Raw genomic sequence first — 25644 nt, 5'->3', positions numbered from 1 at the left:
ATTATTTTGAAATACAAAAAAGCACTTCTAAAATGAACATACCTATCCTTGAGTAGAATAGTTTGAACACTTTAGAAGTGCTTATAAATTCTCTTCCGTTATTAAATTAAATAACTAAACTATCTCCAAAAGGTGCTTACGGTAAATCTACCTGTTAACTTCCTTTCTAACTTTTGTAGCAGATCCACCATTCATCTTTTCAATCTACATGAGTTCACTAAATGACCCATTTTCACTTACATTAGTATGGAGTCAATTGTTGATGCGCTAGTTGCTGTTGTTTATGAACACATCTTTCCACAATCTATCCTCCGTTGTTAATTTCATAGAATAAATACATTACTTTACTATAATAACATTTTATGTAAAATATTAAGTGAGGAAAAAGAGGTGGATTATGAAAAAGTATTTTTCATTTTTAGTTATATTAATTTTTTTATCAGGTTGTACTCCAAGTAAAAGTAACGAATATAACCATGATAATTTGTTAGAAATGTATAAAGGAGCACCCTTAGAAATTGGTGTAGTGGGGAGTGATGAATTACCAGCTGTAGGCAATGTAATTTATGATTACATTCAATTAAATGAAATTAGTAATCATGAGGAATTTGATGCTTTAATCATTATGCCAGGAGCTTTTACTGAAGCTGATAAAAATGACTATATAAATTTTTACAACACTGTAAAATACCCAATCTTCTTTTTTGGTATGCAAAACCTTCATTTGTTTGCATTTACAAATGAAAATATGACAATGGAAACATCTAAAGATGACGATGAACTAGCATATGTTCAAGGATTTAAAAATGTAAATGGAAAAAAAGAAGGTATTCAATTTTATAAAGGTGATTATTCGGATGAACAAATACTAGTTGAAATTTTTAATTATGTTAATGAAAATTTATGAAAATAATAAATTACGAACCATATCTTGAAACAGTTTTCCATGGTGATTCAGCTAAATATGGGCAGAACCATGAATCATGAAGCATGAGAATTTCAATTTGTTAAAAACATTGGTATTAAAAATGCCAGTGTTTTTTCATTTGCACATTAAAATTAAACAGATATTCTTTTTAAAGTGAAAGATTTTAAGTAACTTATCAATTTCATCATATGTATAACCTACATACAAATACAGATACTATTTTCAATAAACACACGGAAAATAGGAGTGTATAAACTTATGATAGAAGAACCTAAAATGAGTTCCTCTGAACTTGGGGCTCTTTGGATGACATATCAAAAAAATCAATGATTTTACGTATATTGGACTATTTTATTGAGAAAGCAGATGATCAAAAAGCAAAGGAACTCATGTCAGAGTTACGGAGCCAACTTCATCCAATCATTTTGAAAATGAAAACTACGCTTGAAAATGAAGGTGCGGCAGTTCCAGAAGGTTTTACGAAAAAGGATGTTCATTTAGAAGCACCAAAGTTATGGGACAATGGTTTTGACATTATGTTATGTCGCGTACTAAAGGAAATAAGTATGGGGATGTACGTACTCCACTTAACGATGGCATACCGACAAGACATTATAAAGCTTTATAAGGATATGTCTGAAATAACGGAAAACTTTTATGGACACTTTACACAGTATTTGCTTGATAAAAACCTTTATACACCCCCAACCTATGTCTCGATGCCAACAGCAACCAATTATATAGGGGACGAAGATTATTTAAAAGGTACCAATATTTTTGGGAAAAAGCGCCCAATCAATACGGTCGAGTTTGGCAATATCTATCGTACAATCGAAACAAATATTACTGGTATGCAATTGTTAAATGGTTTCATCCAAACGACTAAGGACGAAGATGTCAAAAAGTATTTTATGGAAGGGATTCAACTTGCCAAGGAAATTATAAGTGAGTTTTCTAATATTCTTCTTGAAAATAATATTCAACCCCCTGCAACTCCTGGAGGAACCGTTACAAACTCAACAATAGCACCTTTTTCAGAAAAGTTAATGATGTTTTGTAATTACCTTTTGTGTGCATTTTCCCTCGGAGGCGGTGGCTTTAGTGCTGGCTTTAGTTTACGCAAAGATCTTCAATCCAAAAATGCCGTATTTGGTAAAGACATCTATCAATATCAACTGAACGGAATTCAGCTTATGGTGTCTAAAGGATGGTTTGAGGAACCACCGAAAATGGATGTATAAAATTGTATCATGGTCTTTTCTGGTTTTGATAACCTTTTAACTGATAATATAAAAAATCGGGCGCTATCCTGGATAACAAGGATAGGCGCCCATTTTTTTTTAAACATCGGTAGCGGGAGAATAATGAATTGGTATTATTTGAAACTTTTCCTAAAAATTATCGTATAAAAATTAACAAGTAAAACAACTTTGGAGATGCATTGCATGTGCAAGCTGGGTTAACTCCTATTTACGGAATTCCGGGAGATTACAGTCCAAAGGAATTTAACATTTAGAAGGAGATATTTTTATGTTTAAAAGATTTTTTATGGTTTTAGTAACTTTAATAATAGCTGTAGGGGCGATTTTACTTGCTGCGAAACATCCGACAGGTCCAAACACGATTTCATACGACGAACCATTAGGTTTATGGTTATCTATTGGAATTGTCGTAATCCTCTTTTTGCCGCCTTTGATTCTATCGCTATTTAATAATCTTGTAGTTAGAGTTATTTCTGCGGTGTACCAAGGGTTTGTTGTCATTGCCTTTTTAGGGATAATACCAATTGGATTTCTATTTTCCAATAATATTGGGGTAAGTGTAATTGGGATTTTAGGAACTTTAGTATGTATTGGAAGTATTGTTGTAACCTTAAAAAATAGCTCCAATAAAACTGTTGAAGTCTGATTTAGCCCAGAAGGCTATATTTCGTATCAATAAGAGGGATTAATTTGTTAGTAACACTATTAGGTGCTATTAATACTAGAGAATATTTAAGTAATGGCATTCAATATGAAACTTTTCAATCTACAGAAAATCAAACGTTTAGATTTGGCATTTGCTGGATTCAACCATGTACAGAGGAAAACGATTTTCAAACTTGGTTTGGTGCTGATCCAATTTTAATGCCATAAAGGTAAGTAAGTTAAAGGAGCTTTAATATGACAACCAATCGAAAATATTTCATCGCAATGCTAATTGTAGTAGTCACGCTTTTAGCTGCTTGTGGCAATTCATCTGATAAGTCAAAGGCTGAATCGAAAAACGAGTCATCCAATAGCAAATCGCTTGAAGGTGTAGAGAATAATGATATTGATAATAAAACAGAAAATGCTTCAGAAAGTGCGGACAACAGCGAGTTAAATAAGCAAGAAGACAATTCTTCTAATTCATCTCTAGGGTCAACGACTAGTAATCAAAAGGATGAATATCTTAAGCAACTTAATGAAATGGAAGAAGCAGATCGAAATGAAGAAGCAAAAACAACGATGGTTGAAATGGAAGAACAAGAGGCGGAAAGATATAAAAAATGGGATGAATCATTGAATGAGATTTATGGGGTATTGATGGATCAGCTTAATACAGAACAGAGGGACCAATTAAGGGAAGAACAGCGGAAATGGATTGAACATAGAGATGCAACTGCAAAAGAATCATCCCTAAAATATAAAGGTGGTTCGACGGAATCATTAGAATATGTGGCAACCCAAGCAAGTCTTACGAAGGAAAGATGTTATGAGCTCGTTGCAAAATATATGAAGTAGTTCTGCAACTAACACTTTAAGGGGGACTATATGAAAACATATAAAATCATTTTATTAGCAATCTTGGCAGGTATCTATTCGGGCATATTGGATGATTTTGAACTCCATTACATGATCAGAGTACTTTTATTAATCGTTTTAGTGTTTATAACTGGATTTGTATTAAATACTATTGGTCGTAATCGAAAGAATGTAAGTAAATAAAGGTTAACAGTTTCATATGAAGTGCTAAAAGGCAATAGTAAACAATAGAGCAGTTAATAGTAAAAATAATATTTTTTAAATTTCATTTGCTTCACTCCTTTTTTGTATTTAATTCTTATAGAAAATATTTATAATTAAATTGTAAATTATTGTATTTCTTCATAATGATATAAAATCAGAAGAACTGAAAATGAATTTTGCTATGAATGGTTTTGTCCAAATTTATAAGAGAGGTTAGGTATTCAAATGAATAACAAAAAAGTTATTAATGTTTCCGAATCGATTTTATTGGTCAGTTCATTTTTTATGTTTATGTTTATTTATAAATATTTAGTATTTATACCTGAATTTAAATATATTTTTGAGAAACATACTTTATGGTACATATTACCTATTATAACTTTAGGTTTAGCGATACATTCATTTTGGAACAGGGAAACCTAATAATTAGGTTAATTCAAAAAAACTATTTAAAAAGGGAGCACTCTAACTGTAAAATACGTTTTTCATAATATGAATGGTAACTAGAAGGGAGTGAACTATGCGCAGATATCAATATTTCCAACTCACCCAATCATTGAAACGGAGGAAAGGATATTGATGACAAATTTATACACAGAAAGATTACTTTTAAGAAAAATGAGGACTACGGATTCAGCTAGTTTATTTAAAATTTGGTCGGACCCAGAAGTGGCTAAATTTATGAATATCGATCCATTCACAGAGGAAAGCCAAGCTGTAAATATGATTTCCCATCTTGATAAACTAGCTCATGATAACAAAGCGATTCGTTTTTCAATTATTAAATTAAGCACGAATGAATTGATTGGTTCTTGTGGTTATAACTTTTTAGATTTTGAAAATGAGAAAGCAGAAATAGGGTATGATATTGCGAAAGAACATTGGGGGAATGGCTATGCACCAGAAGCAATTAGTGCCCTTGTTGAAAATGCTTTTAATACGCTGAACTTAAATAGGGTGGAAGCGAAAGTGGAGCCTGAAAATATAAATTCCATTAAAGTTCTGGAAAAGTTGAACTTTACATGGGAAGGTACCTTAAGACAAACAGAAAAGTCAAAGGGGAAGTATATTGATCTAAAAATCTTTTCGAAACTAAAATCCGATTAACCGAATCGCCTATATTTCACTAAACATGAAATATAGGCTTTTTTATTTAACAATAGAACCCCACAGTAAACGGTTAATTTCTCCATTCTTTTCACTTTTAGCATTGCAAGTATTTTTTATCTGTCTTTTTATTGATATAATGTCTAATGTTGGAATTAGTAATGGTGAAGGAGGATGACAAATGGGAGCATTAGAGTTATTAACAGGTATTATACCACTTCTTATTTTATTCATTATTTATGTCGTACCGATTGTTTTTGTGATTTGGTTTGCCCTAACGGTAATAAAACTACAAAAGGAACAGATTCAACTATTAAAATCTATCTCTGACAAATTAAAATCTTAATGAATTAGATTTGAGTTGGAACTCTATTAAAATAATACTAAGTATTAGAGCATTTCTTTGTAATAAGAAGTGCTTTTTCTTTTGGGCTAAAATGATGGGTGAAATAGACGAACAATAAAAAAATGATTAAAATCAATAATAATTTATTGTAAAACGATAAATACTATGTTAAATTCAAATGGACAAATCATGAAGTGAGGTGCTTTTTATGAAAAGAGGGTCAACACTCTTTTTAAAGACAGCCGTTGTTTTGATGGGAGTCCCAGTTCTTCTTTTGTGCATTTTTTTAGTGCCTGAGATTGCCAACTTCGCAGCAGAACTATATCCCAATCATACGTATTTAAAATATCTTGTTTTTCTTGTGATGTATGCAGCAGCCATACCGTATTACATTGCGCTGTACCAAGCTTTTAAACTGCTTAGTTATATTGATAAAAACGATGCTTTTTCTCAAATTTCTGTAGAGGCTTTAATGAAAATAAAATATAGTGCCATTTCGATTAGTGTGATCTATGTGTTAGGCTTGCCACTCTTTTACCTCATTGCGGAGAGGGATGATGCTCCAGGGGTTATCCTTGTTGGATTAGGTTTAATCTTTGCACCATTGGTCATTGCCGTCTTTGCCGCTGTGCTCCAAAGACTTTTACAAGAAGCGATCAATATGAAATTAGAAAATGATTTGACGGTCTGAGGTGAAAAACAATGGCAATTATTATTAATATTGACGTCATGTTGGCAAAACGGAAAATGAGCGTAACGGAGCTTTCTGAAAAGGTTGGAATCACAATGGCGAACTTGTCGATTTTGAAAAATGGCAAAGCAAAAGCAATCCGATTATCGACGTTAGAGGCGATTTGTAAAGCGTTAGATTGTCAGCCTGGAGACATTTTAGAATATCGAAAGGATGAAGGAAACGACAATGACTAAAGTTGGAATGGTTAAGTTGGAAAGGGAAAATCAGGTTTTAAGAGCTTTTATACAGCTTGTCCACTTCAGTTGGGAGCAGGCTCTATCTTGTTTATTTCCGGTCGTCATTTTTTCCGCTTTAGCTATTACCCAATTTATTCCATTGCCCTTTTTACCACGGTATGACTGGTTACTTATCATTTGCTTGTTGATGCAATGGTGGATGTTACGTTCCGGACTTGAAACGAAGGATGAATTAAAGGTGATTACATTATTCCACCTGATAGGCCTTGCCCTTGAAATTTTTAAAGTCCATATGGGCTCCTGGTCTTATCCAGAAGAAGGCTATTTTAAAATTTTTGGAGTCCCATTATACAGTGGATTTATGTATGCAAGTGTTGCGAGTTACTTATGTCAGGCATGGCGAAGAATCAAGGTCGAATTAGTGAAATGGCCACCTTTCTATATCGTAGTTCCATTGGCAGCGGCCATTTATTTAAACTTTTTTACTCACCACTATTGGATTGATATCCGTTGGTGGTTATCAGGACTCGTCATCATCGTCTTTTGGCGCTCCTGGGTTTTTTATGAAGTAAATGGAACGCGTTACCGTATGCCCATTGCACTCTCCTTTGTCCTCATCGGGTTTTTTATATGGATAGCAGAAAACATCGCCACGTTTTTCGGTGCTTGGCAATATCCGAATCAAACCAATGCGTGGAGCCTTGTGCACCTAGGGAAGGTCAGTTCATGGCTTTTACTAGTCATTGTTAGTTTCCTAATTGTAGCAACGTTAAAACGGACGAAGGGGAAGAATGCAAAGAAATTAAATGATGTTCATTTAAATCACAATTAGCAATAAAAAGTCGAATTCCTCGTATGATGAGGGTTCGACTTTTTGTTTGTTTTGCAGGAGGCTCCTCTCGTTTAGACATACTTTTTTTGGCAATACTGAACTTATAAAATGAATAAAAGAGGTGTAAAGTAATGCCACGAAAATCTGCTCAAAATAACGAAGAATCAGAAAACGAATTGGTACCATTCCCAAACACAGAACAAAAGCAAGGAGAAGTAGAGGACCTTAAGCGTATGTTAGCAGCTGTATTGGAATATTTGTCCGATGACAGTAACGAAGAAATCGATGTTGGCTACCTTTTCGATAGTACGGAAGGTTTACGAGAGTGGTGGACACAGTATCAGGAAAACAACCGAAAAAAAATTGAAGATGAAATTACCGCATCTTTAGGTGAATTAACTTTGGAAGATTTAAATAAAATTCGTGATCAAGTAAAAGGAAAAAAAGGGTAGGCGTTTTTTAATAAACTGTTCGCTTTCCCTTTAGAATAAGGAATATAATGGATATATATGTAAAGGGGGATGATTATGGTTTATATTGCGCTTCTTCGAGGCATTAACGTTGGTGGGAATAATAAGATTGATATGAAGTTACTTAAACAAACCTTTGAACGAGTCGGGATGAATGACGTGGTCACCTACATCAATACGGGGAATATTATTTTTTCAAGCGAAAGCTTATCAAAAGATGAACTATCAAAGATTTTGGAAGAAGCGATACATAATGATTTCGGATTACAAATTAAAGTCATGGTACGAAGTGTCGATGATGTAAGAGAAATCATGAACGCGATTCCGGACACATGGAAAAATGACAAAGAAATGTCCAGTGATGTAATGTTTTTATGGGATGAAGTGGATAATGAATCGGTCCTTGAAAACCTCGTTATGAAACCGAATATTGACACAGTAACCTATACTCCAGGGGCCATTCTATGGTCGGTGGATAAGAAAAATATTACGAAAAGCGGAAAGTCAAAAATCATTGGAACGAAGCTATACAAACAAATGACAGTGAGAAATGTAAACACCGCTCGTAAAATTTACGAACTGATGCAAGCTCAAAATAGTTAGTAAAAGAAAAGAAAGTCTCTGTAACGATAAAGTTCAGAGACTTTCTTTTTTTCTGAATTCTAAATTTTAATCCATTGACAGTTAGTAAATTTTGGAGTACATTTTTGATAATGATAATCGTTTTCAATTAAATATAATGATAATTTAGAAGGGTAGGAATACATATGAAAAACAAAAAGTCATTTTTATTCATGTTAACGTTTGTGATTGTGGCCGTTTTTGCATTAGTAGGCTGTTCGAGCGATTCTTCAAAAAAGGAAACAGAAGAAAAGGATGCAACAGCTTCGACTGAAACAGATTCCCAATATCCAATGACGATTAAACATGCGTTAGGGGAGGCTGTTATTAAAAGTAAACCAGAACGAGTTGTGACGATTCAATGGGGAAATCAAGATGTGGCTTTAGCTCTTGGTGTAGTACCAGTCGGTTTTTCAGCGGCAAACTTTGGTGTTCAAGATGATAGCGGTTTATTACCATGGACAAAAGAAAAGTTAGATGAACTAGGGGCAACAGACCCGAACGTTTTCCAAGATACAGATGGTTTAGATTTCGAAGCAATTTCCGATGCAGATCCGGACGTTATTCTTGCTGCATATTCTGGTATTACAGCTGAAGATTATGAAACATTAACGCAAATTGCTCCAGTAGTTGCTTATCCAGATGCACCATGGGCAACAACTTGGCGTGAACAAGTGGAACTTAATGCACAAGGTATGGGCATGAAAGAAGAAGGCGAGCAATTAATTCAAGATATCGAAAGTTTAATTGATGAAAAATTATCTGCGTACCCTCAAATCGAAGGGAAAAAAGTTGTGTGGGTGAACTTCTCAGCAGATGATTTATCCCAATTACATATTTATACGCCAATTGATTCCCGTGTATCCTTCTTAAAGGAGTTAGGTCTGACGTATCCAGAAAGTGTAACGGAACTGATTACAGATCCTTCAAGCTACTCATTAAATTTAAGTGCTGAAAACGTTGAAGCCTTATTTGATGCAGACATTATCGTTGGTTATGGCGATGATGCCCTTTACGAAACAATTAAAGCGGATCCTTTACTTGGAAAAATTCCAGCTGTTGAAAGAGGTTCTGTCGCATTCATTACAAGTGACACGCCATTGGTCGCAGCGGGTACACCAAACCCACTTTCAATCGAATATACAATTGATGAATATTTAAAATTAATTGGTGGGGCAATTGATAAAATTGAAGAATAATCAATACAACTCTAAAAAAAAGAAACTAGATTTGCATGTGCCGAAATATTTTCCCCTTATTTTAACGATTGGGTTCATTTTATTAATCGTCACAATCATTGCTTCTCTAGTATTAGGAGCACGGGTAGTTAGTTTCCAAGAATTAATGGATGGGTTATTTTATCAAAACCAAGATTCATACGGTGCAAACGTAGTGCAAAAGCGAATATCGCGAACAATTTTTAGTTTGTGCTGTGGTGTTGCGTTAGGGGTTGCCGGTGTCCTGATGCAAACAGTGACCCGCAATCCATTAGCAGACCCGAGTATTTTAGGTGTTAATACTGGTGCAGCACTGTTTGTAGTAGTCGGTATATCATTTTTTAATATTACGACAGCCAGCCAATATATATGGTTAGCTTTAATCGGAGCTGCTGTCACAGCAGTTTTCGTATTTGGAATAGGCTCTATGGGGCGTGGTGGTGCAACGCCAATTAAATTAGTGTTAGCTGGAGCTGCAACTACTGCAGCTCTTTCTTCACTTGTCACAGCGATTATGATTCCAAGTCAGTATGCGATGGATCAATTTCGCTATTGGCAAGTAGGAAGTGTGGGCTCTGGATCATGGGATTCCATCCTGCTCTTCATTCCTTTTCTACTAATGGGAGTATTGATCGCCTTTGTATCCGCACCAGCATTAAATGCCTTAGCATTAGGTGACGATGTGGCATCGGGTCTCGGTGTACGGCCTGGTGTATTACGAGTATTTGCGATTTGTGCCGGTGTTATTTTATGTGGCGTAACGACTGCTTTAGCCGGTCCTATCGGTTTTATCGGTCTTTTAGCTACCCATGCGATGCGTTTAGTAATTGGACCAGATTTACGCTTCTTAATTCCGATGTCAGCCTTAGCAGGGGCAATTATTCTAACGATTTCTGATGTGTTTGGTCGATTGCTTGGAAGTCCTGGAGAACTAGAAGTTGGTATTGTCACAGCCTTTATTGGCGCACCCATCCTCATCTTACTAGCGAAAAGATCGAAGGTGAGGTCATTATGAGAAATCAGACGGTTGAATCGAATTTTATCGTAAAAGGAATGCGTCAACGAAGAAGACGTTGGATTTTTGTTACGAGTCTATTGAGTATTTTAGTAGTCATCCTTTGTGGTGGAATGCTTTTATTAGGAAACACGATTTATCCAGTAGATGTCGTTATTCGTACATTAATGGGGGAAGATATTGCAGGGGCTAATTTTGCCATCAATACAATTCGTCTTCCCCGAATGATTACTGGCTTATTTGCAGGATTTGCCTTTGGGGTAGCAGGTTACATTTTTCAAACGATGTTACGTAACCCATTAGCGAATCCAAATATTTTAGGTATTACATCCGGTTCCAGTGTGGCCGCTGTATTTTGTATAATCGTCCTCCATACAAGTAATACCGTTGTATCGATAGCAGCAGTCGTTGGGGGATTAATTACAGTCATTGTGATGTATCTTTTATCCCGTGGTCGTTCCTTTTCAATTGGTCGTTTAATCATTATTGGGATTGGGATGCAAGCGATGTTAGATGCGGTCATTTCGTACTTGATTCTGAAAAGTGCCCAACAAGATATTGCGGTAGCTTTAAGGTGGTTAAGTGGGAGTCTAAATGGTTCCAAAATGAGTGAAGTACTTCCGTTAATTTTAATCGTTGTTGTTTTCACACCTATACTGCTTGCCCTGGGTAAACAGTTAAACATGCTCGAATTAGGGGAGCAAATGGCAACTTCCCTTGGCATTGCTACCGATAAATTGCGTATTACTTTAATCGTAAGTGCCGTATTTATCATTGCGATTGCTACCGCAACAACGGGACCAATTGCCTTTGTTTCCTTTTTAGCAGGGCCCATTGCGAATCGACTAGTTGGTGCTAGTGCGTCAAATATTCTCCCAGCAGGTCTAGTCGGTGCAAATCTCGTATTATTTGCAGATTTAATAGGGCAGTTTGCATTTGAATATCGATTCCCAGTCGGGGTTATTACCGGATTACTCGGAGCACCTTATTTAATTTATCTGCTAATTCGAATGAACCGTAAAGGAGAATTATAATGAGCAACACACATGTTTTTCGAGCAGAACGTCTTGTTTCTGGTTATGATCATAAGACGATCATTCATGGAATTGATCTCGAAATTCCACAAAATAAAATCAGTGTCATTATCGGTGCAAATGGTAGCGGGAAATCAACCCTTTTAAAAACGATGGCCAAACTGATTAAACCTACAGAAGGTGATGTCACGCTAGATGGGAAAGCGATTAATAAATATCCGCCGAAGGAATTGGCCCGTATGTTAGGCCTTCTCCCGCAATCACCAGTTGTTCCGGATGGAATTACGGTGGCCGATTTAGTCGGTCGGGGAAGATTTCCGCACCAATCGTTATTTAGTGGATGGTCGAAACAAGATTATGAAGCGGTAGAAGAAGCGATGGCGTTCATGAACATTACAGCGTTTGCGAATCATGATATCGATGAACTTTCAGGTGGTCAAAGACAGCGCGTTTGGATTGCCATGGCCCTTGCACAGCAAACCGATATTTTACTATTAGATGAACCTACTACCTTTTTAGATATTACCTATCAGGTCGAAATATTAGACTTACTGACAAACTTAAACCGGAGATACGGTACGACTATAGTGATGGTCTTGCATGATATTAATTTATCAGCCCGTTATGCAGATCATATATTTGCGGTAAAAGAAGGAAAGCTGATTGCAGAGGGAAAACCGACTGAAGTGCTAACAAGTGATTTAGTCAAAACTGTTTTTGACTTAAATTGTGTTGTCATTCCAGATCCCATTTCGGATACCCCGTTAGTTATCCCTAAAGGACGTTATCATGTAAAAGATGGGGATAATTAAAACATTCAACAAATCACCTTTATATGAAAAATAGAGGTGATGTTCTCTTTAAGGGTTTAAATTAATTATGGAGAGGGTATAGGAAAAATTGGCGCTAAGGTTAATGAAACCTTTCATATAAAGAGAACGTAAATATGATAGAGGGGGTCGCACTATGTACTTTGATTTAAATGTTACTTCTATAACAGTTGCTATTCTTTTTATATTTGTTGCTTACTATGTTGGGGTTAAAAAACAAACTTGTATATTAAAAGGCTTTAATCAAGAAAGGATACGGGATAAGGATCGGTTAGCAGAAATTGCTGGATTTTTCTTTTTAAACAGTGGGTTTTTCCTATTGTTAAATGGCGTTATTCATATCCCATACCAGGATTCGTTTACCCCTTCGATCATCCTTGCTTATGGTGCGTGTACGATTATTTATGTTCATAAAACATTAGTAGATAAATGAGGTGGGCGATTGCGAATTGCGGTCGCTTTTTTATTTGGAGGAAGGGCAGGGTGGTTGAAAAGAAATAAAAAGCAGTCTATAAGACTACTTTTTATATCGTATATGATTTAACCATGATGAAACTTCTTTTTTGTAATCCAATAGTTCGTTATAAAGAATGTGAATAAAACTAAAACGAGCGTTAGCAGTATATTTATGATTGCATTAGTGTTTACTAATCCTGTTGCTAATGTTTCCATTGCAAGCTTACTCATACTGGCAGGATTTACTCGATCGATGATTGGACTCAAACCGACGATTATTCGGCAACCTAGTAGGACAACAATGGATATTAATGCAATAATGCCTTGACTATGGAAGACAGTGCTAATCATTGTTGTAAACGATACGATAAAAAGAACCCATAAAAGATAAAATAAAAGTCCGGTAAACATGGATGAAAATGGAATAGGCGTAAACAGAACATTTACATATAAATAAGAAACAAAATATCCAATCGTTACACTAAGAGCTGATAGAAAATAATTTGAAACTAGTTTTCCCACAACATATGAAGGTACCGTAACAGGCCGTGTCAAAATAAAGGACAACATACCATTGGCTTTATCTGCTTGTATAATACCCATTAAGGAAATGGAAAGAATCATGAGCCCAAGTTGATCAAATTGAGAGCCTAAAGTAGTTGTTAGTACTTCACCACCGCTTTGGGCTGTCATACTTGAATCAATTGTAATTCCTTGACTACCTCCCAATGCTTCTAAAATGGATGGTAAGTAGTAGGTGACTAACGGCTGAGTCGCCCCTAACAGGATAAAAATAATCGGTAGCCAAAATACTTTATAATCACGAAACATTTGCGTATATTCTTTTTTTATCAGTACCATTAAGTTATTCAATTTTGCACCACCAATTTCAAGAAAATTTCTTCTAAAGTATCACGATTTATTTCAAATTTTATGATGTCCACTTTATGCTCCAGTGCATGTTGCAACAAAAGATTTTTGTTTTTCTCGATGTGATCAACGCTAATTTTGACTTTATGCCCGGTGACTTCAACCTCTTTCACATACGGTAATTTTTTAACAACATGAATCCACTGTTGATCCTTTGCCGTGATTTCGACAATGAACTTATTTTCGCTATGACGGTTTAAAAGTTCGGTAATGGTTGTATCTTCAATTTTTGTTCCTTCTTTTATCATGACAAATCGTTCACAAATTTCTTCTGCATCGCTTAAAATATGGGTGGATAATAAAATAGTAGTCTCTCTTTTTATTTCTTCAATGAGGTTTAAAACTTCTCTTCGGCCGATTGGATCTAATGCTGATACGGGTTCGTCCATGACTATAAATGAAGGCTTATGTAATAGGGCTTGGGCGATACCAAGTCGTTGTTTCATACCGCCCGAAAATGTACCGACTTTTGAGTTTCCCACATCCTTTAGCCCAACCTTTGTTAAAATTTCTGGTATGGATTTTTTTAATTCTTCTTTTTTTAATCCTGAAAGTTGCACCATAAAAGTTAATGTTTCTTTCGCTGTCATCCAATGAAAAAAGTTAGGGTACTGGGGGAGATAACCAATCTCTTTTTTCATTTTCGATATTTTTTCCCCGTTTAATAAAATCTCACCCCCATTTGGATCTAGAATGTCTGCAACTAGCTTTATTAATGTTGATTTACCTGCACCATTTGGTCCAATTAAACCGACACATTCTCCAGAATGCAGTTCCATGGAGAAATTATTAACAGCCGTTTTTCCATAAAAGGATTTGGACACATGATTAATTTCCAATTTCAATATTTTTCACTATCCTTTCTTCCAATTACTAAGTACAGAATAGGTCCAAGGGTATTAGCAAATATAATAACGAAAGTCCATATTAGTACATTTTTTCTTGTCTTCCTATGGCGGTATAAATCAATTAAGGCAATGCATATTAAAATCAAACTTACTACTAAAACTGGCAATATAAGGGGCAGAAAAGCCATAAGATCAATATCTTTAAGGTCATCTAATCCATAATGTAATTGCATTTTATTATCCTCCATTCTTATTGTCATTATTGATAATGATAATGTAAGCGTAGTGACATTGCAATCATTATTCTCATTATTTATAATGAGAATCAAAATAGAACGGAAAATAAGGTGATATGATGACGAATAAAATTGAAATATTAATGCACCCTGTAAGAATGAAAATATGCCAAGCATTAATGAGAAATAAAGAAAATGGGTTAACCCCATTAGAAATGGTAAAAATCATTAAAGATGTTCCTCAAGCAACTTTATATCGACATATACAAGCAATGTTGGAGGCAGATATTATTTACGTTATTAAAGAAAAAAGGGTGAAATCTGTTTCTGAAAAATATTACGCCATTAATGAAGAAGAGGCAAAAATTGATGTCAGTGAATGGAAGAAGTTAACGGATAAAGAAAAACTAGATTATATTTCTTATTACCAGTTATCCTTAATGACACAATATCAAAGTTATCTTAAGAAATTAAATGATCAAAACAATCAAGAAGATGGTGCAACTTTTTCTGTAGTGGAATTAAAGATAGACGATGAACGTTTTATACAATTTCAAAATGAATTAAACACACTTGTAACGAAATATTACCTTGCTCAAAATAAGGACAATGAAATAGATGCCCCAGTTCGTACTGTTGCCATTACAATTATTCCGGAAACTTGAGAGTCGCGGCTTTTAGCTAAAGAGAGAAGGGGAAGTTAAACGGGAGCTTGAAAATTATAATGGGAGGTTTCATTTGATCAACATACATACGAATTCCGATCAATTAATAATCGTCGTACATGAAATTTATGGGATTAATCAACATATGAAAAATGTTTGCGTTACTTTATCAGAAAGAGGCTTTGATGTAATTTGTCCTAATTTACTAGAGCAAGAAAATCCGTTTGACTATTCATTAGAGGAAGATGCTTATCAACATTTTATGGAGCAAATCGGGTTTATAAATGGGGCAAATAAAATAAAAAATGTAGTACAAGAAGTGAAAGATCGATATCAAAAGGTTTATATCGTTGGTTTTAGTGTTGGGGCAACGATTGCTTGGTTATGTAGTGAAGAAAAGGGGATTAGTGGTGTTGTTTGCTACTATGGTTCCCGAATTAGAAACTATATAGAAATAGAACCAATATGTCCAACAATGCTTTTCTTCCCCGAAAGTGAAAAATCTTTTAATGTAGATGAATTTATAGCATCAATCGATAAAAAGAATACGAAAATCCATAAATTTTGTGGGAAGCACGGATTTAGTGATCCGTACAATTCAAATTATCATGCAACATCTGCACAAGAAACATTTAATATGACGGTTGATTTTTTATTGAAAAATTAGTGAAGCAAAGCAATAGTATTTAAAATTCAATAGAATGTTGAATCGAAGAAAATCCCTGCTTTGAAATAAAGTAGGGATTCCTTTGTATTCATTAGTTAGGGGGCTGTAAAAAAAGTGCCGAAAAGATTCTCTTATATCATCATCTCGATTATTACTTGAACCTCATTTTCCGTAATATCATTTTGATCAGTACACCAATGCCGATTCCGAAAATTATAAATAAAATTGGCAAAAATACAGGTCCGATTAGCACCCCAAACAATTTTAAATTTGAGGAGTAAATTACGCCAATGGTTCCCAAATAAGCACTAATGACAAAGGGTAAAAAGGAAAAAGGTGTTGTTTCTCCTTCAGCATCTCGATAAGCATCCCAAATCGAATACATATAAATACAAGGGTAAAACATGAGCCACTGATAATTCGTTTCCTCAATGGCTAATTGAATGTCCCCTTGGAAGCTATAAATAATTACTTGATTCAAACTAGATTGTACGTTGATTAAAAATTCTAATATAATCAAAATCAACCCTTTGAATAGTTGGCCATTTAACAGTTGACCAAGGCCAGGTAAGGCAATACTCCAAAGAATCTTTTCGATTTGTCCTGATTTTGACATTTTATTCACTTCTTATTTTTTGTTTTAAAATCGGAAATTTCCTTATCAATCGGTCGTCTCTTTATTCCTTGCTAATTTCTTCTTATCCGTCGTTCCTGGCGGTTGCTCCAGCCATCCGTGTTCAATTACGATGTCGGCCCCATCTTTTGTATATTGAGCAATTTCAAGGGAGAAACGATTATAATTTAAAATGAGATCACTTCTTTGACTTGCAGCAGCTGCTGTTGCGTAATTTCCTATACCTGCCGCACTTAGTAAAGACATATGATACATCGTTAGTTTGTCCGAAAAGGGCGGTATAGTAGAATCCGTTATCGCAACATCTGATGGGGAAGGTGCCTGTACATCATTTTCAAGTAACGTTTTAGTAAAGATTTGAATATGTTTTTTTGATATATCTCTTCCTTTTAACATCCACTTTTGTATTTTCTCTTCTGCTGAAGCTTGTGCAAAACTAAGGGCAAGTTTACTTCCTAAAAGGTTCGTTTGTATGTTCATAAATAAATGGGATATTTCTACTACATTTAAAGGACGTTTTTGACTTAAAGGATTAAGCCCACTTAAATATTTTTTATTGTCTATAAAATCTTTTGTAGTTGGATAAGGGATATAGGGAGCTCTTACAAAGATTCCTTTTGAAAGTAGAACTTTCGAACTTTGTTCAAACAATTGTACTGTATCTGTTAAACTGTCAGTGAAGTAGTTTCTTACATCCTCCCGAGCACTCATAGAAATAAATCCGCTATATTGAAGCATTCCAACTTTAGCCATATGATTGATATAAGTTAGCATAAAGGTATCGGTATACATACGTGGAGCGTTCATATTAACATCATTACTAGTGAACCCAGTTGGTGTTGGAATTTCTTCTCTTTGAAATAGGCTTGTTAACTTTTCGATATGAGCTGCTGAATTATCATAAGCTAACTGAACAATGGGTCTAATCTCCTCATCCTTCACATCTTTTAAGAAATATCCTAATATACACTCAGACATACTATCATACATAAAGTTAGTCCATATCGATCCAATCTCACTAGATGTAAGCAATGTTTGATGTTTTGTCATGGATGACCTCCAAAGAACATATTTATAAATTTATTCTTTGCCAATCCTAGTATTTTCAAACCAAAAAGGAACAAACATAAATTGTTGGCTGAGAAGTTAAAGAAACAAAGCCTAATCCTTTCTAATTGGAGCGACAAAAAGGTTACGCCACATCTTCTTACATACTTTCCCTAAAACTCAACAATCGACAGAGTTTCCTTCATATGAACACGTTGAATTAAAGGGCACATTTCGGATGGGAAAAATGATTCCATTACCATATCGTCTGTTAAAATAACTTATAGAAAGGGAAGGGGGAAGTTTATTGCGAAAAGTCGAAGTAAGTTCATATCGTGAAAAGTGGACGTTTAATTTTGCGGAAGAGGCTGAAAAACTTAAGCTTATTTTTGGAGATGTAGTAGTAGCGATTCATCATATTGGTAGTACATCTGTTCCAGGTCTAAAAGCGAAACCAATAATCGACATCATGCCCGTCGTTCAGGACATTGGCATCATTGACCAATACAATCAAGCGATGCGGAACATTGGATATGAACCTAAAGGAGAGAAAGGTATCCCTGGACGGAGATATTTTCAAAAAGGCGGAGACAATCGCACCCATCATGTTCATATTTATGAAGTAGGAAATATAGAGATAAAGCGACATTTGGCTTTTCGAGATTACTTAAAAAGTCATCCGGAAGCAATGAAGCGTTACGGTGAGTTAAAAGAACGTTTAGCTCAACAATTTCCGTATGATGTTGACTCCTATATAAAAGGGAAAGAATTGCTTGTAAACGAAATAGAAGAAAAAGCATTGAAGTGGATTGAAGAAATTGGATGAATACAAGAGTTGAGAATCTGTAAATATAGATTGTCAGCTCTTTTTATGTTAACAGTGATGGAAGGAGTATTAGAAAGTATTCAACGAATTAGTTTACTCCACTTTTTTACTCTTCCCACTTTAATTATAGCACATGGAAAATTGATATTATAGACTACTTCTTGCCGTTTCCGACTGGTAAAATCAATAGAACATTCAGGGTGAGGAGAGATGTAGAGTGGATTCTTTAGTAATTAGTTTTCAGGAAATAAAGAAAACAGAGCAGTTCCTCGTTGGCGGAAAAGGGTTAAATTTAGGGGAATTATCAAAACTACAAGAAATACGTGTTCCAGAAGGATTTTGCATAACAACAGTAGGTTATCAACGAGCAGTTGAGCAAAATGAAATGTATCAACACTTGGTACAACGATTATCGATGTTAAAAGTAGAAGACCAAGATCAAATACGTAAAGTTAGCAAGGAAATTCGAAAGACGATTATGGAAGTAGAAATCCCCTCTGATGTTACAAAAGCCGTCACAGCGAATCTTTCCCTTTACGGCGAGAAGCATGCTTATGCAGTGCGTTCAAGTGCAACTGCAGAAGATTTGCCCTATGCCTCATTTGCTGGACAACAAGACACCTATTTAAATATTATCGGCGTCCATTCTGTCTTAGAGCATATACGCAAATGTTGGGCTTCGTTATTTACGGATCGCGCGGTCATTTATCGGATGCAACATGGATTTGATCATAGCCAAGTCTATTTATCGGTTATTGTTCAAAGAATGGTTTTCCCGCAAGCTTCCGGGATATTATTTACCGCAGACCCCATTACTTGTAATCGAAAGTTACTATCCATTGACGCCAGTTACGGACTAGGAGAAGCACTCGTTTCCGGATTGGTCTCTGCCGATTTTTATAAAGTACAGGAAGGTGAAATTGTTGATAAGAAGATCGCAAAGAAAAAATTAGCTGTCTATGCACGACAAGAAGGAGGCACAGAGACACGGCCGATTGAACCGAATGAGCAAAAGACCCAAACCCTTACGGATCAACAAATTTTACAACTGGCGCACATTGGAAGACAAATTGAAGCTTATTTTGGTCAGCCACAAGATATTGAATGGTGTTTAGTCGAAGATACTTTTTATATTGTACAGAGTCGTCCAATCACCACGCTTTTCCCAATCCCTGAAGCAAACGATCAAGAAAATCACGTTTATATCTCTGTTGGTCATCAACAAATGATGACGGATCCTATCAAACCATTGGGATTGTCCTTTTATTTGTTGACGACACCTGCACCGATGCGGAAAGCAGGAGGAAGGTTATTTGTGGATATCACTCATAATCTGGCATCCCCTAATATCAGAGAGTTTTTCTTAAATAGTATGGGGCAGCATGATCCGCTCTTAAAAGATGCAATAATGACCATTCTAGAGCGACGAGACTTCATTAAATCGATGCCAAAACATCAACCAGCACCGAATCATAGCAAAGGCAATGAGGATATACTAGCTCAAATTGAAAAAGATCCGTCAATTGTTTTTGATTTAATGAAAAGTACCGAAGTATCCATCGAACAGTTAAAACAAAATATCCAAACGAAATCAGGAGCGGATTTATTTACTTTTATTTTGGAAGATATTCAGGAATTAAAAAAGATTTTATTTCATCCAAAAAGTTCGGTTGTCATTCGAGCGGCAATGGATGCTTCCTTATGGTTGAATGAAAAAATGAACGAATGGTTAGGGGAAAAAAACGCAGCAGATACGATATCACAATCTGTACCAAATAATATCACTTCGGAAATGGGGTTAGCGTTATTAGATGTGGCAGATGTGATTCGTCCTTATCCAGAAGTCATCGAGTATTTACAGCATGCAAACGATCATCACTTTTTGGATGACCTAGTGAAGTTAGAAGGTGGACGAGAAACTCAGGAAGCGATTGTTACCTTTCTGAACAAATATGGAATGCGTTGTAGCGGTGAAATCGATATGACAAGAACGCGGTGGATTGAAAAACCAACGACACTTGTTCCAATGATTCTTAATAACATTAAAAACTTTGGGCCAAATGAAAGCCAGCGGAAATTTGAGCAAGGGTTCCAGGAGGCTTTACAGAAAGAACGAGCATTATTAGAACGATTAAAGCAACTACCGGATGGTGAACAAAAAGTAAAAGAAACGAAACGAATGATTGACATCATCCGAAATTTCAGTGGCTTTAGGGAATATCCAAAATACGGGATGATTTATCGGTACTTCATATATAAACAGGCGTTACTAAAAGAAGCAGAACAACTCGCCCAAGACAATGTGATTCACGAAAAAGAAGATATATACTATCTTACTTTTGAAGAACTTCACGAAGTCGTACGTACAAAAAAACTAGATTACGAAATCATTCGCAATCGAAAAGAAGAGTACCAATTATATGAAAAGCTATCTCCACCACGTGTAATAACATCTGATGGGGAAATCATTACTGGTTCTTATAAACGAGAAAACCTCCCATCCGAAGCAATTGTCGGTTTACCCGTTTCTGCTGGAATGATAGAGGGACGCGCGCGGGTCATCTTCAATATGGAAGATGCTGATTTAGAAGAAGGAGATATATTAGTTACTGCCTTTACGGATCCGAGTTGGACTCCATTGTTTGTATCTGTAAAAGGCTTAGTTACAGAAGTGGGTGGACTGATGACCCATGGAGCAGTGATCGCTCGTGAATATGGGTTACCAGCAGTTGTTGGAGTCGAAAATGCGACAAAAATGATAAAGGACGGACAACGAATTCGTGTTCATGGAACAGAAGGGTATATCGAGATATTGTAATAGCTTCAAAAAAGAAAAAGCCATTCTAAATCGAATGGTTTTTTTCTTTTGCATCGTGTGAAATGAAACGGTTCAAAACTTTTTCGGTATAAGGTATAAAGAAATGAAGTATGAGCCCGCCAAAACAAACGGTTAATATTGTTCCGACTCCAATTGGCCCTTTAAAAAGGATGGCTAAAATTAAGAATACGAAGTAAATAAGTGTTCTCGAAAAGAATAGCGTCTTTTTCATTAATTCTTGTAGAATCAAAGTAAGTCGGTCAATAGGAATTGGCGCAAAATTTGTCTGTAAGTAAGTTGCGGTGCCTAATCCAATAGCAACTAAGCCAATACCAAAGCAAAGAATTTTGCTATACATAAGTTCGGGTGTTATCAAATGATGCACTAAAAAGAGCCATAGATCAATACCAATACCCGTTATAAAGGCGGTTACCAACCCTAAAACTTCAGGTCTTTCTCTTTTTAATAACGCATTACAACAGATTAATAGAAAGGCGATAATAATTTCCCAGCTTCCCACTGTTAGTCCTACATTCTTTGATAGTCCTACTAAAAGGGCATCAAAAGGGGAAGTGCCAAGGTCCGATTGTATAGTGAAGGAAATACCAAAGGTTAAAATTAAAATTCCGATTACATAACAAAACATTTTCACTTTACTCGACCTCTTTATCATTATTTTTGTTGCAAATACAACAAAATTACACTAGATTAAATATATACGATTTTTTATTGTATATGCAACAATAATTTAGAGGTGGTAACGATGAAGGAAATTCTTCGCGAAATTGGTATGATCGCAAGGGCATTGGATTCAATTAGCAACATCGAATTTAAAGAATATGACCTGACAAAAGGACAATATTTGTATTTAGTCCGAATCTATGAAAATCCTGGAATCATTCAAGAAAAATTAGCTGAAATGATAAAAGTAAATCGAACAACTGCCGCTCGTGCGATAAAGAAACTGGAGATACATGGTTTTATCGAAAAGAAAGATGATGAACAGAACAAAAAAATAAAAAAACTTTATCCGACAGAGAAGGGGAAAAAAGTTTATCCTTTTATTAAACGAGAAAATGATTATTCCAATAGTGTTGCATTACAGGGATTTTCCGAAGAGGAAGCAGAAATATTATTTGATTACCTTTATCGAGTAAGAAAAAACGTGGAAACAGATTGGGAATTTGTCAAAAAGGGAAACAAGAGAAGTTATTGATGGAGGAGGGGCTGATAAAATGACAATAAAAACAAAATTATGTACTATGGAAGACTTACCAATGCTGCAAGAAATTAGTATCGAAACATTTAACGATACATTTAAAGATCAGAATTCGCCAGAAAATATGAAAGCCTATTTAGAAAAGGCATTTCACTTAAAGCAATTAGAAAAAGAGTTATCCAATCGTTGTTCCCAATTCTTTTTTGTTTATTTTCATGATGACGTAGCTGGCTATTTAAAAATCAATACAGGTGTTGCTCAATCGGAAGAAATGGGTGATGACTCCCTTGAAATTGAACGAATCTATATAAAGAAATCATACCAAAAACATGGCCTTGGTAAATATTTATTAAATAAAGCGATGGACATTGCGATGGAATATAGTAAAAAGAAAATTTGGTTAGGTGTATGGGAAAAAAATGAAAACGCCATCGCTTTTTATAACAAAATGGGGTTTGTTCAAACGGGTGCCCACTCTTTTTATATGGGCGATGAGGAACAAATCGATTATATTATGATGAAAACGCTCGTCTAAAGGGGGATTCGAATGTATATTCCTAAATTTTTCAAATTGGAAGAGGAAGAAGTCATTTATGATTTAATCGAACAATATGGATTTGCCACTTTAGTTTCTCAACATAAAGGAGAACCTTACGCAACCCATCTTCCACTCATGTTAAATAAAGATGAAAAGACTCTATATGGCCATTTTGCCCGGCCGAATTTACAATGGAAAGATGTTGAAGACCAACAAGTGCTCGCCATATTCCAAGGCCCTCATTGTTATATTTCACCTTCATGGTACGAAACAACGAAGGCAGTCCCAACTTGGAATTATGTTTCAATCCATGTATATGGAAAGCTCGAGGTAATTGAAGATAAAGAAGTTGTTTTTAACTCATTAAATGAATTAGTAAAGAAATATGAAGCCCCCGATAGTCCATACAGCTTAGAAAGTGTCGAGCCAAGTTTTATCGAAGGGATGACGAAAGGGATTGTAGCGTTTAAAATACACATTACGAAAGTGGAAGGAAAAGCGAAATTAAGTCAAAATCATCCTGTGGAACGGCAAGAGCTCGTTATAAAACATTTAGAAAAATCCTCACAACACGACAATATACAAGTGGCTTCGCTTATGAAGAAAAATCTACAAAAATAAAAAGAGTTTTCTATATAATAAGGTTATCGATAACGGCTTCCAGTGAGAGTGGGAGCCGATTTTTTTATTTTTTAATAAAAAGTTGAATCGTTTTGTTGCTGTCATTTCTCTAATAAGTATGAGCGAAAGGAGGTTGTACGTTGGAGAGTAAATCAAAGTTAGTAAAGCGTGCGAAAAAGGGGGATACAGAAGCATTTCAGTTGCTCATTCACGAAGAGAAAGAAAAAATGTACAGAATGGCTTATATGTATATGAAAAATGAGGAAGATGCCCTCGAAGTGTTTCAAGAAAGCCTTTATAAAGCTTTAAATTCCATTCGTACATTGAAACAGAACGACTATTTTTCAACTTGGCTAATGAGAATTTTAATAAACACAGCCATCGCCGCATTAAAAAAGAAACAAAAGTTCGTTTTGATGAACAATGAGGTTTATGAACAGATAGGGAATGTTACATATTTTCAATCGGAGGAACATTTAGATCTTCTTCATGCGATGGATGACATTGAAGAAAAGTACAAGACAGTGTTACTACTGCGGTTTTATCAAGATTATACTGTTAAGCAAATTGCCGCGTTTCTTGATTGTCCAGAAGGTACAGTGAAAACAAATATACGCCGTGGATTAGAAATTTTACGTTCAAAATTAAAGGGGGTTTATTTTGATGACAGACAAAACTCGATCGTTTAAAGAAGAAATTAATCATATTCATGTCCCGACTGAAAAGTTAGATGCCATCATCTCGAATACGATTAATGAATATGAAGGGAAAAGGAAAAAGTTGAAAGGAAACAAAATCGTCTATAGCTTAACAGCTGTTGCCGCTGCCTTTCTACTATTAGTTAGTACGTCTTCATTTTCACCGGCGATGGCCAATATCGTTTCGAAGATTCCTATTTTAGGTTCAGTGTTTAGTGATTCAGGAGACGTTGGTTTAAAACAAGTAAATCAACAGGGATTATCTCAACTCATTGGTACTTCTGAAAGGGTAGGGGAGACTTCGATGACACTCGATGAAGTATTTTATGATGAGACCCGTTTAACGATTGGGTTTTCCATCGTATCAGAAAATCCAATTGGCGATTTCTATCTAGCTTCCGGACCTGAAATTACGATAAACGGTAAAGCTTTTTCAGGTGCTAGTACTTATGGTGAAAAAGAACTTGCTCCTACTCATAAAACAGGAATTGTCGATATGGATTCAGTGGAAGATTTGCCTGAAGCTTTCACACTTGGTTTAATTTTTACTGGGGCAGACGGCAAACAATGGGAGTTCTCAACTCAAGTCAAGAAGAGCGAAGAAGTTCAAAACGTAGTCATTGATCACCAACAAAAAGCAAATGGCATAGACTTAAAAGTATCAGAGGTAAAGGTCAGTCCAGCTGGTTTGTTATTTAGCTACAGTGCAAATTATGAAACGGATTTAGGAAATGGAAGAATTGATTTTAATGTTTTCGATGAGAAGGGGAATGAACTTTCGTCCCATTCAGGCAGTGCCATCGTCGACCATGAAAAGAAACAGATTACAGGTACAATCTTAATCGATCCAATAAAAGACGATGTGAAAAAATTAACAGTCACTCCGTATATGATTTTCCCTGAGTCAGGAATGGGTGTCGAAGTCGACTTACAAGGCAATGAAGCAACAAAGACGAACATCCAACCATATGAAGGACCTGACATTCACTTTGAAAACTTTACAGTGACAATACCATAAGAAGATAAAAGGGTAGGGCGATTGCATTTGAACTGAACCCCAAATAGTGGACACTTTAAAAAAAGTGGACCTATTCGGGGTTTTTCTATTTTCTTCAATGAAC

General features: G+C 35.5%; 32 protein-coding genes. 26 read left to right on the top strand and 6 right to left on the bottom strand.

Translation table 11 applies throughout. The annotated features are described in order from the left end of the window. Positions 1–397: 397 nt before the first annotated feature. From H9636_RS15585 to H9636_RS15505, 17 genes are all read left to right on the top strand, one after another. Complete coding sequence (locus H9636_RS15585; RefSeq protein WP_191708494.1) at positions 398–907, top strand: membrane lipoprotein lipid attachment site-containing protein; 510 nt, start codon at positions 398–400, stop codon at positions 905–907. 323 nt (positions 908–1230) lie between these two features. Then, complete coding sequence (locus H9636_RS15580) at positions 1231–2169, top strand: DUF3231 family protein (RefSeq protein ID WP_225230273.1); 939 nt, start codon at positions 1231–1233, stop codon at positions 2167–2169. Between the two features lie 289 nt (positions 2170–2458). After that, positions 2459–2836, top strand: a complete 378-nt coding sequence (locus H9636_RS15575) for a hypothetical protein (RefSeq protein WP_191708493.1) — start codon at positions 2459–2461, stop codon at positions 2834–2836. 44 nt (positions 2837–2880) lie between these two features. Next, complete coding sequence (locus tag H9636_RS15570; RefSeq protein WP_191708492.1) at positions 2881–3063, top strand: hypothetical protein; 183 nt, start codon at positions 2881–2883, stop codon at positions 3061–3063. A gap of 27 nt (positions 3064–3090) precedes the next feature. Next, complete coding sequence (locus H9636_RS15565) at positions 3091–3693, top strand: lysozyme inhibitor LprI family protein (protein ID WP_191708491.1); 603 nt, start codon at positions 3091–3093, stop codon at positions 3691–3693. 801 nt (positions 3694–4494) lie between these two features. Continuing rightward, positions 4495–5025: a GNAT family N-acetyltransferase gene (locus H9636_RS15560; protein ID WP_122971683.1), complete on the top strand. Its 531-nt coding sequence runs from the start codon at positions 4495–4497 to the stop codon at positions 5023–5025. Between the two features lie 181 nt (positions 5026–5206). Then, positions 5207–5371, top strand: a complete 165-nt coding sequence (locus H9636_RS15555) for a hypothetical protein (protein ID WP_158599681.1) — start codon at positions 5207–5209, stop codon at positions 5369–5371. Between the two features lie 208 nt (positions 5372–5579). Next, positions 5580–6062: a DUF2975 domain-containing protein gene (locus tag H9636_RS15550; RefSeq protein WP_191708490.1), complete on the top strand. Its 483-nt coding sequence runs from the start codon at positions 5580–5582 to the stop codon at positions 6060–6062. 11 nt (positions 6063–6073) lie between these two features. Further along, entirely contained in the window at positions 6074–6298 is a 225-nt protein-coding gene (locus H9636_RS15545) for a helix-turn-helix domain-containing protein (protein ID WP_191708489.1), read from the top strand. Further along, positions 6291–7133 carry a DUF817 domain-containing protein gene (locus tag H9636_RS15540; protein WP_225230272.1) on the top strand — a complete coding sequence of 281 codons (843 nt, stop codon included), beginning with the start codon at positions 6291–6293 and terminating at the stop codon, positions 7131–7133. The genes H9636_RS15545 and H9636_RS15540 overlap by 8 nt, the downstream gene beginning before the upstream one ends. A gap of 131 nt (positions 7134–7264) precedes the next feature. Then, positions 7265–7585, top strand: a complete 321-nt coding sequence (locus H9636_RS15535; RefSeq protein ID WP_191708488.1) for a hypothetical protein — start codon at positions 7265–7267, stop codon at positions 7583–7585. Between the two features lie 75 nt (positions 7586–7660). Beyond that, positions 7661–8206 (top strand): DUF1697 domain-containing protein, encoded by a 546-nt coding sequence (locus H9636_RS15530; RefSeq protein ID WP_191708487.1) that lies wholly within the window; start codon positions 7661–7663, stop codon positions 8204–8206. A gap of 164 nt (positions 8207–8370) precedes the next feature. Beyond that, the gene (locus tag H9636_RS15525; RefSeq protein WP_191708486.1) at positions 8371–9423 is read left to right on the top strand and encodes an iron-siderophore ABC transporter substrate-binding protein; all 1053 of its coding nucleotides are present in this window, start codon (positions 8371–8373) and stop codon (positions 9421–9423) included. Then, positions 9413–10456 (top strand): FecCD family ABC transporter permease, encoded by a 1044-nt coding sequence (locus H9636_RS15520; protein WP_191708485.1) that lies wholly within the window; start codon positions 9413–9415, stop codon positions 10454–10456. Before H9636_RS15525 ends, H9636_RS15520 begins: the two co-directional genes overlap by 11 nt. Further along, positions 10453–11490: a FecCD family ABC transporter permease gene (locus H9636_RS15515; protein WP_191708484.1), complete on the top strand. Its 1038-nt coding sequence runs from the start codon at positions 10453–10455 to the stop codon at positions 11488–11490. Before H9636_RS15520 ends, H9636_RS15515 begins: the two co-directional genes overlap by 4 nt. Beyond that, positions 11490–12302 carry an ABC transporter ATP-binding protein gene (locus tag H9636_RS15510; RefSeq protein ID WP_191708483.1) on the top strand — a complete coding sequence of 271 codons (813 nt, stop codon included), beginning with the start codon at positions 11490–11492 and terminating at the stop codon, positions 12300–12302. The genes H9636_RS15515 and H9636_RS15510 overlap by 1 nt, the downstream gene beginning before the upstream one ends. A 154-nt stretch (positions 12303–12456) precedes the next feature. After that, positions 12457–12753, top strand: coding sequence for a DUF3784 domain-containing protein (locus H9636_RS15505; RefSeq protein ID WP_191708482.1), 297 nt, complete (start codon positions 12457–12459; stop codon positions 12751–12753). Positions 12754–12860: 107 nt separating this feature from the next. Here H9636_RS15505 and H9636_RS15500 read toward each other — a convergent pair whose 3' ends face one another. From H9636_RS15500 to H9636_RS15490, 3 genes are read right to left on the bottom strand one after another with little or no spacing between them, the layout of a single operon-like run. Then, a complete protein-coding gene (locus H9636_RS15500; RefSeq protein ID WP_191708481.1) occupies positions 12861–13649 on the bottom strand; it encodes an ABC transporter permease in 789 nt (262 codons plus the stop codon). After that, positions 13646–14551: an ABC transporter ATP-binding protein gene (locus H9636_RS15495; protein ID WP_191708480.1), complete on the bottom strand. Its 906-nt coding sequence runs from the start codon at positions 14549–14551 to the stop codon at positions 13646–13648. The genes H9636_RS15500 and H9636_RS15495 overlap by 4 nt, the downstream gene beginning before the upstream one ends. Further along, positions 14548–14787 carry a PLD nuclease N-terminal domain-containing protein gene (locus H9636_RS15490; protein WP_191708479.1) on the bottom strand — a complete coding sequence of 80 codons (240 nt, stop codon included), beginning with the start codon at positions 14785–14787 and terminating at the stop codon, positions 14548–14550. Before H9636_RS15490 ends, H9636_RS15495 begins: the two co-directional genes overlap by 4 nt. A gap of 122 nt (positions 14788–14909) precedes the next feature. Between H9636_RS15490 and H9636_RS15485 the strand changes: the two genes are divergently transcribed. Together H9636_RS15485 and H9636_RS15480 are read left to right on the top strand one after the other, a co-directional pair. Next, positions 14910–15455, top strand: a complete 546-nt coding sequence (locus H9636_RS15485) for a transcriptional regulator (RefSeq protein ID WP_191708478.1) — start codon at positions 14910–14912, stop codon at positions 15453–15455. A gap of 73 nt (positions 15456–15528) precedes the next feature. Then, complete coding sequence (locus tag H9636_RS15480; protein WP_191708477.1) at positions 15529–16122, top strand: dienelactone hydrolase family protein; 594 nt, start codon at positions 15529–15531, stop codon at positions 16120–16122. A 151-nt stretch (positions 16123–16273) separates the two neighbouring features. Here the strand turns inward: H9636_RS15480 and H9636_RS15475 are convergent, their stop codons facing one another. Both H9636_RS15475 and H9636_RS15470 read right to left on the bottom strand, forming a co-directional pair. Beyond that, positions 16274–16738 carry a hypothetical protein gene (locus H9636_RS15475; protein WP_191708476.1) on the bottom strand — a complete coding sequence of 155 codons (465 nt, stop codon included), beginning with the start codon at positions 16736–16738 and terminating at the stop codon, positions 16274–16276. 45 nt (positions 16739–16783) lie between these two features. Continuing rightward, positions 16784–17806 carry a DUF3231 family protein gene (locus tag H9636_RS15470; protein WP_191708475.1) on the bottom strand — a complete coding sequence of 341 codons (1023 nt, stop codon included), beginning with the start codon at positions 17804–17806 and terminating at the stop codon, positions 16784–16786. Between the two features lie 304 nt (positions 17807–18110). On the opposite strand from H9636_RS15470, the gene H9636_RS15465 reads away from it, so the two are divergent. Then, positions 18111–18629, top strand: coding sequence for a GrpB family protein (locus H9636_RS15465; protein ID WP_191708474.1), 519 nt, complete (start codon positions 18111–18113; stop codon positions 18627–18629). Between the two features lie 217 nt (positions 18630–18846). Further along, the gene (gene ppsA, locus H9636_RS15460; RefSeq protein ID WP_191708473.1) at positions 18847–21447 is read left to right on the top strand and encodes a phosphoenolpyruvate synthase; all 2601 of its coding nucleotides are present in this window, start codon (positions 18847–18849) and stop codon (positions 21445–21447) included. 25 nt (positions 21448–21472) lie between these two features. Here the strand turns inward: ppsA and H9636_RS15455 are convergent, their stop codons facing one another. Continuing rightward, positions 21473–22099, bottom strand: coding sequence for a YczE/YyaS/YitT family protein (locus H9636_RS15455; protein ID WP_191708472.1), 627 nt, complete (start codon positions 22097–22099; stop codon positions 21473–21475). Positions 22100–22210: 111 nt separating this feature from the next. Here H9636_RS15455 and H9636_RS15450 point away from each other — a divergent pair, with 111 nt between their 5' ends. The 5 genes from H9636_RS15450 (at position 22211) to H9636_RS15430 (ending at position 25541) form a co-directional block, all read left to right on the top strand. Then, positions 22211–22663 (top strand): MarR family winged helix-turn-helix transcriptional regulator, encoded by a 453-nt coding sequence (locus H9636_RS15450; protein WP_191708471.1) that lies wholly within the window; start codon positions 22211–22213, stop codon positions 22661–22663. A 19-nt stretch (positions 22664–22682) separates the two neighbouring features. After that, positions 22683–23201, top strand: a complete 519-nt coding sequence (locus tag H9636_RS15445; protein ID WP_191708470.1) for a GNAT family N-acetyltransferase — start codon at positions 22683–22685, stop codon at positions 23199–23201. Positions 23202–23213: 12 nt separating this feature from the next. After that, entirely contained in the window at positions 23214–23825 is a 612-nt protein-coding gene (locus H9636_RS15440; RefSeq protein ID WP_191708469.1) for an FMN-binding negative transcriptional regulator, read from the top strand. Positions 23826–23965: 140 nt separating this feature from the next. Then, positions 23966–24514, top strand: coding sequence for a sigma-70 family RNA polymerase sigma factor (locus tag H9636_RS15435; RefSeq protein ID WP_191708468.1), 549 nt, complete (start codon positions 23966–23968; stop codon positions 24512–24514). Beyond that, positions 24489–25541 (top strand): DUF4179 domain-containing protein, encoded by a 1053-nt coding sequence (locus H9636_RS15430; protein ID WP_191708467.1) that lies wholly within the window; start codon positions 24489–24491, stop codon positions 25539–25541. The genes H9636_RS15435 and H9636_RS15430 overlap by 26 nt, the downstream gene beginning before the upstream one ends. The last annotated feature ends 103 nt before the right edge of the window (positions 25542–25644 follow it).

This window comes from Ureibacillus galli (assembly GCF_014836845.1).
GTDB lineage: Bacteria > Bacillota > Bacilli > Bacillales_A > Planococcaceae > Ureibacillus > Ureibacillus galli.
The sequence above is the reverse complement of the archived record's forward strand: the minus strand, read 5'-3'. Positions and strand labels throughout refer to the sequence as shown.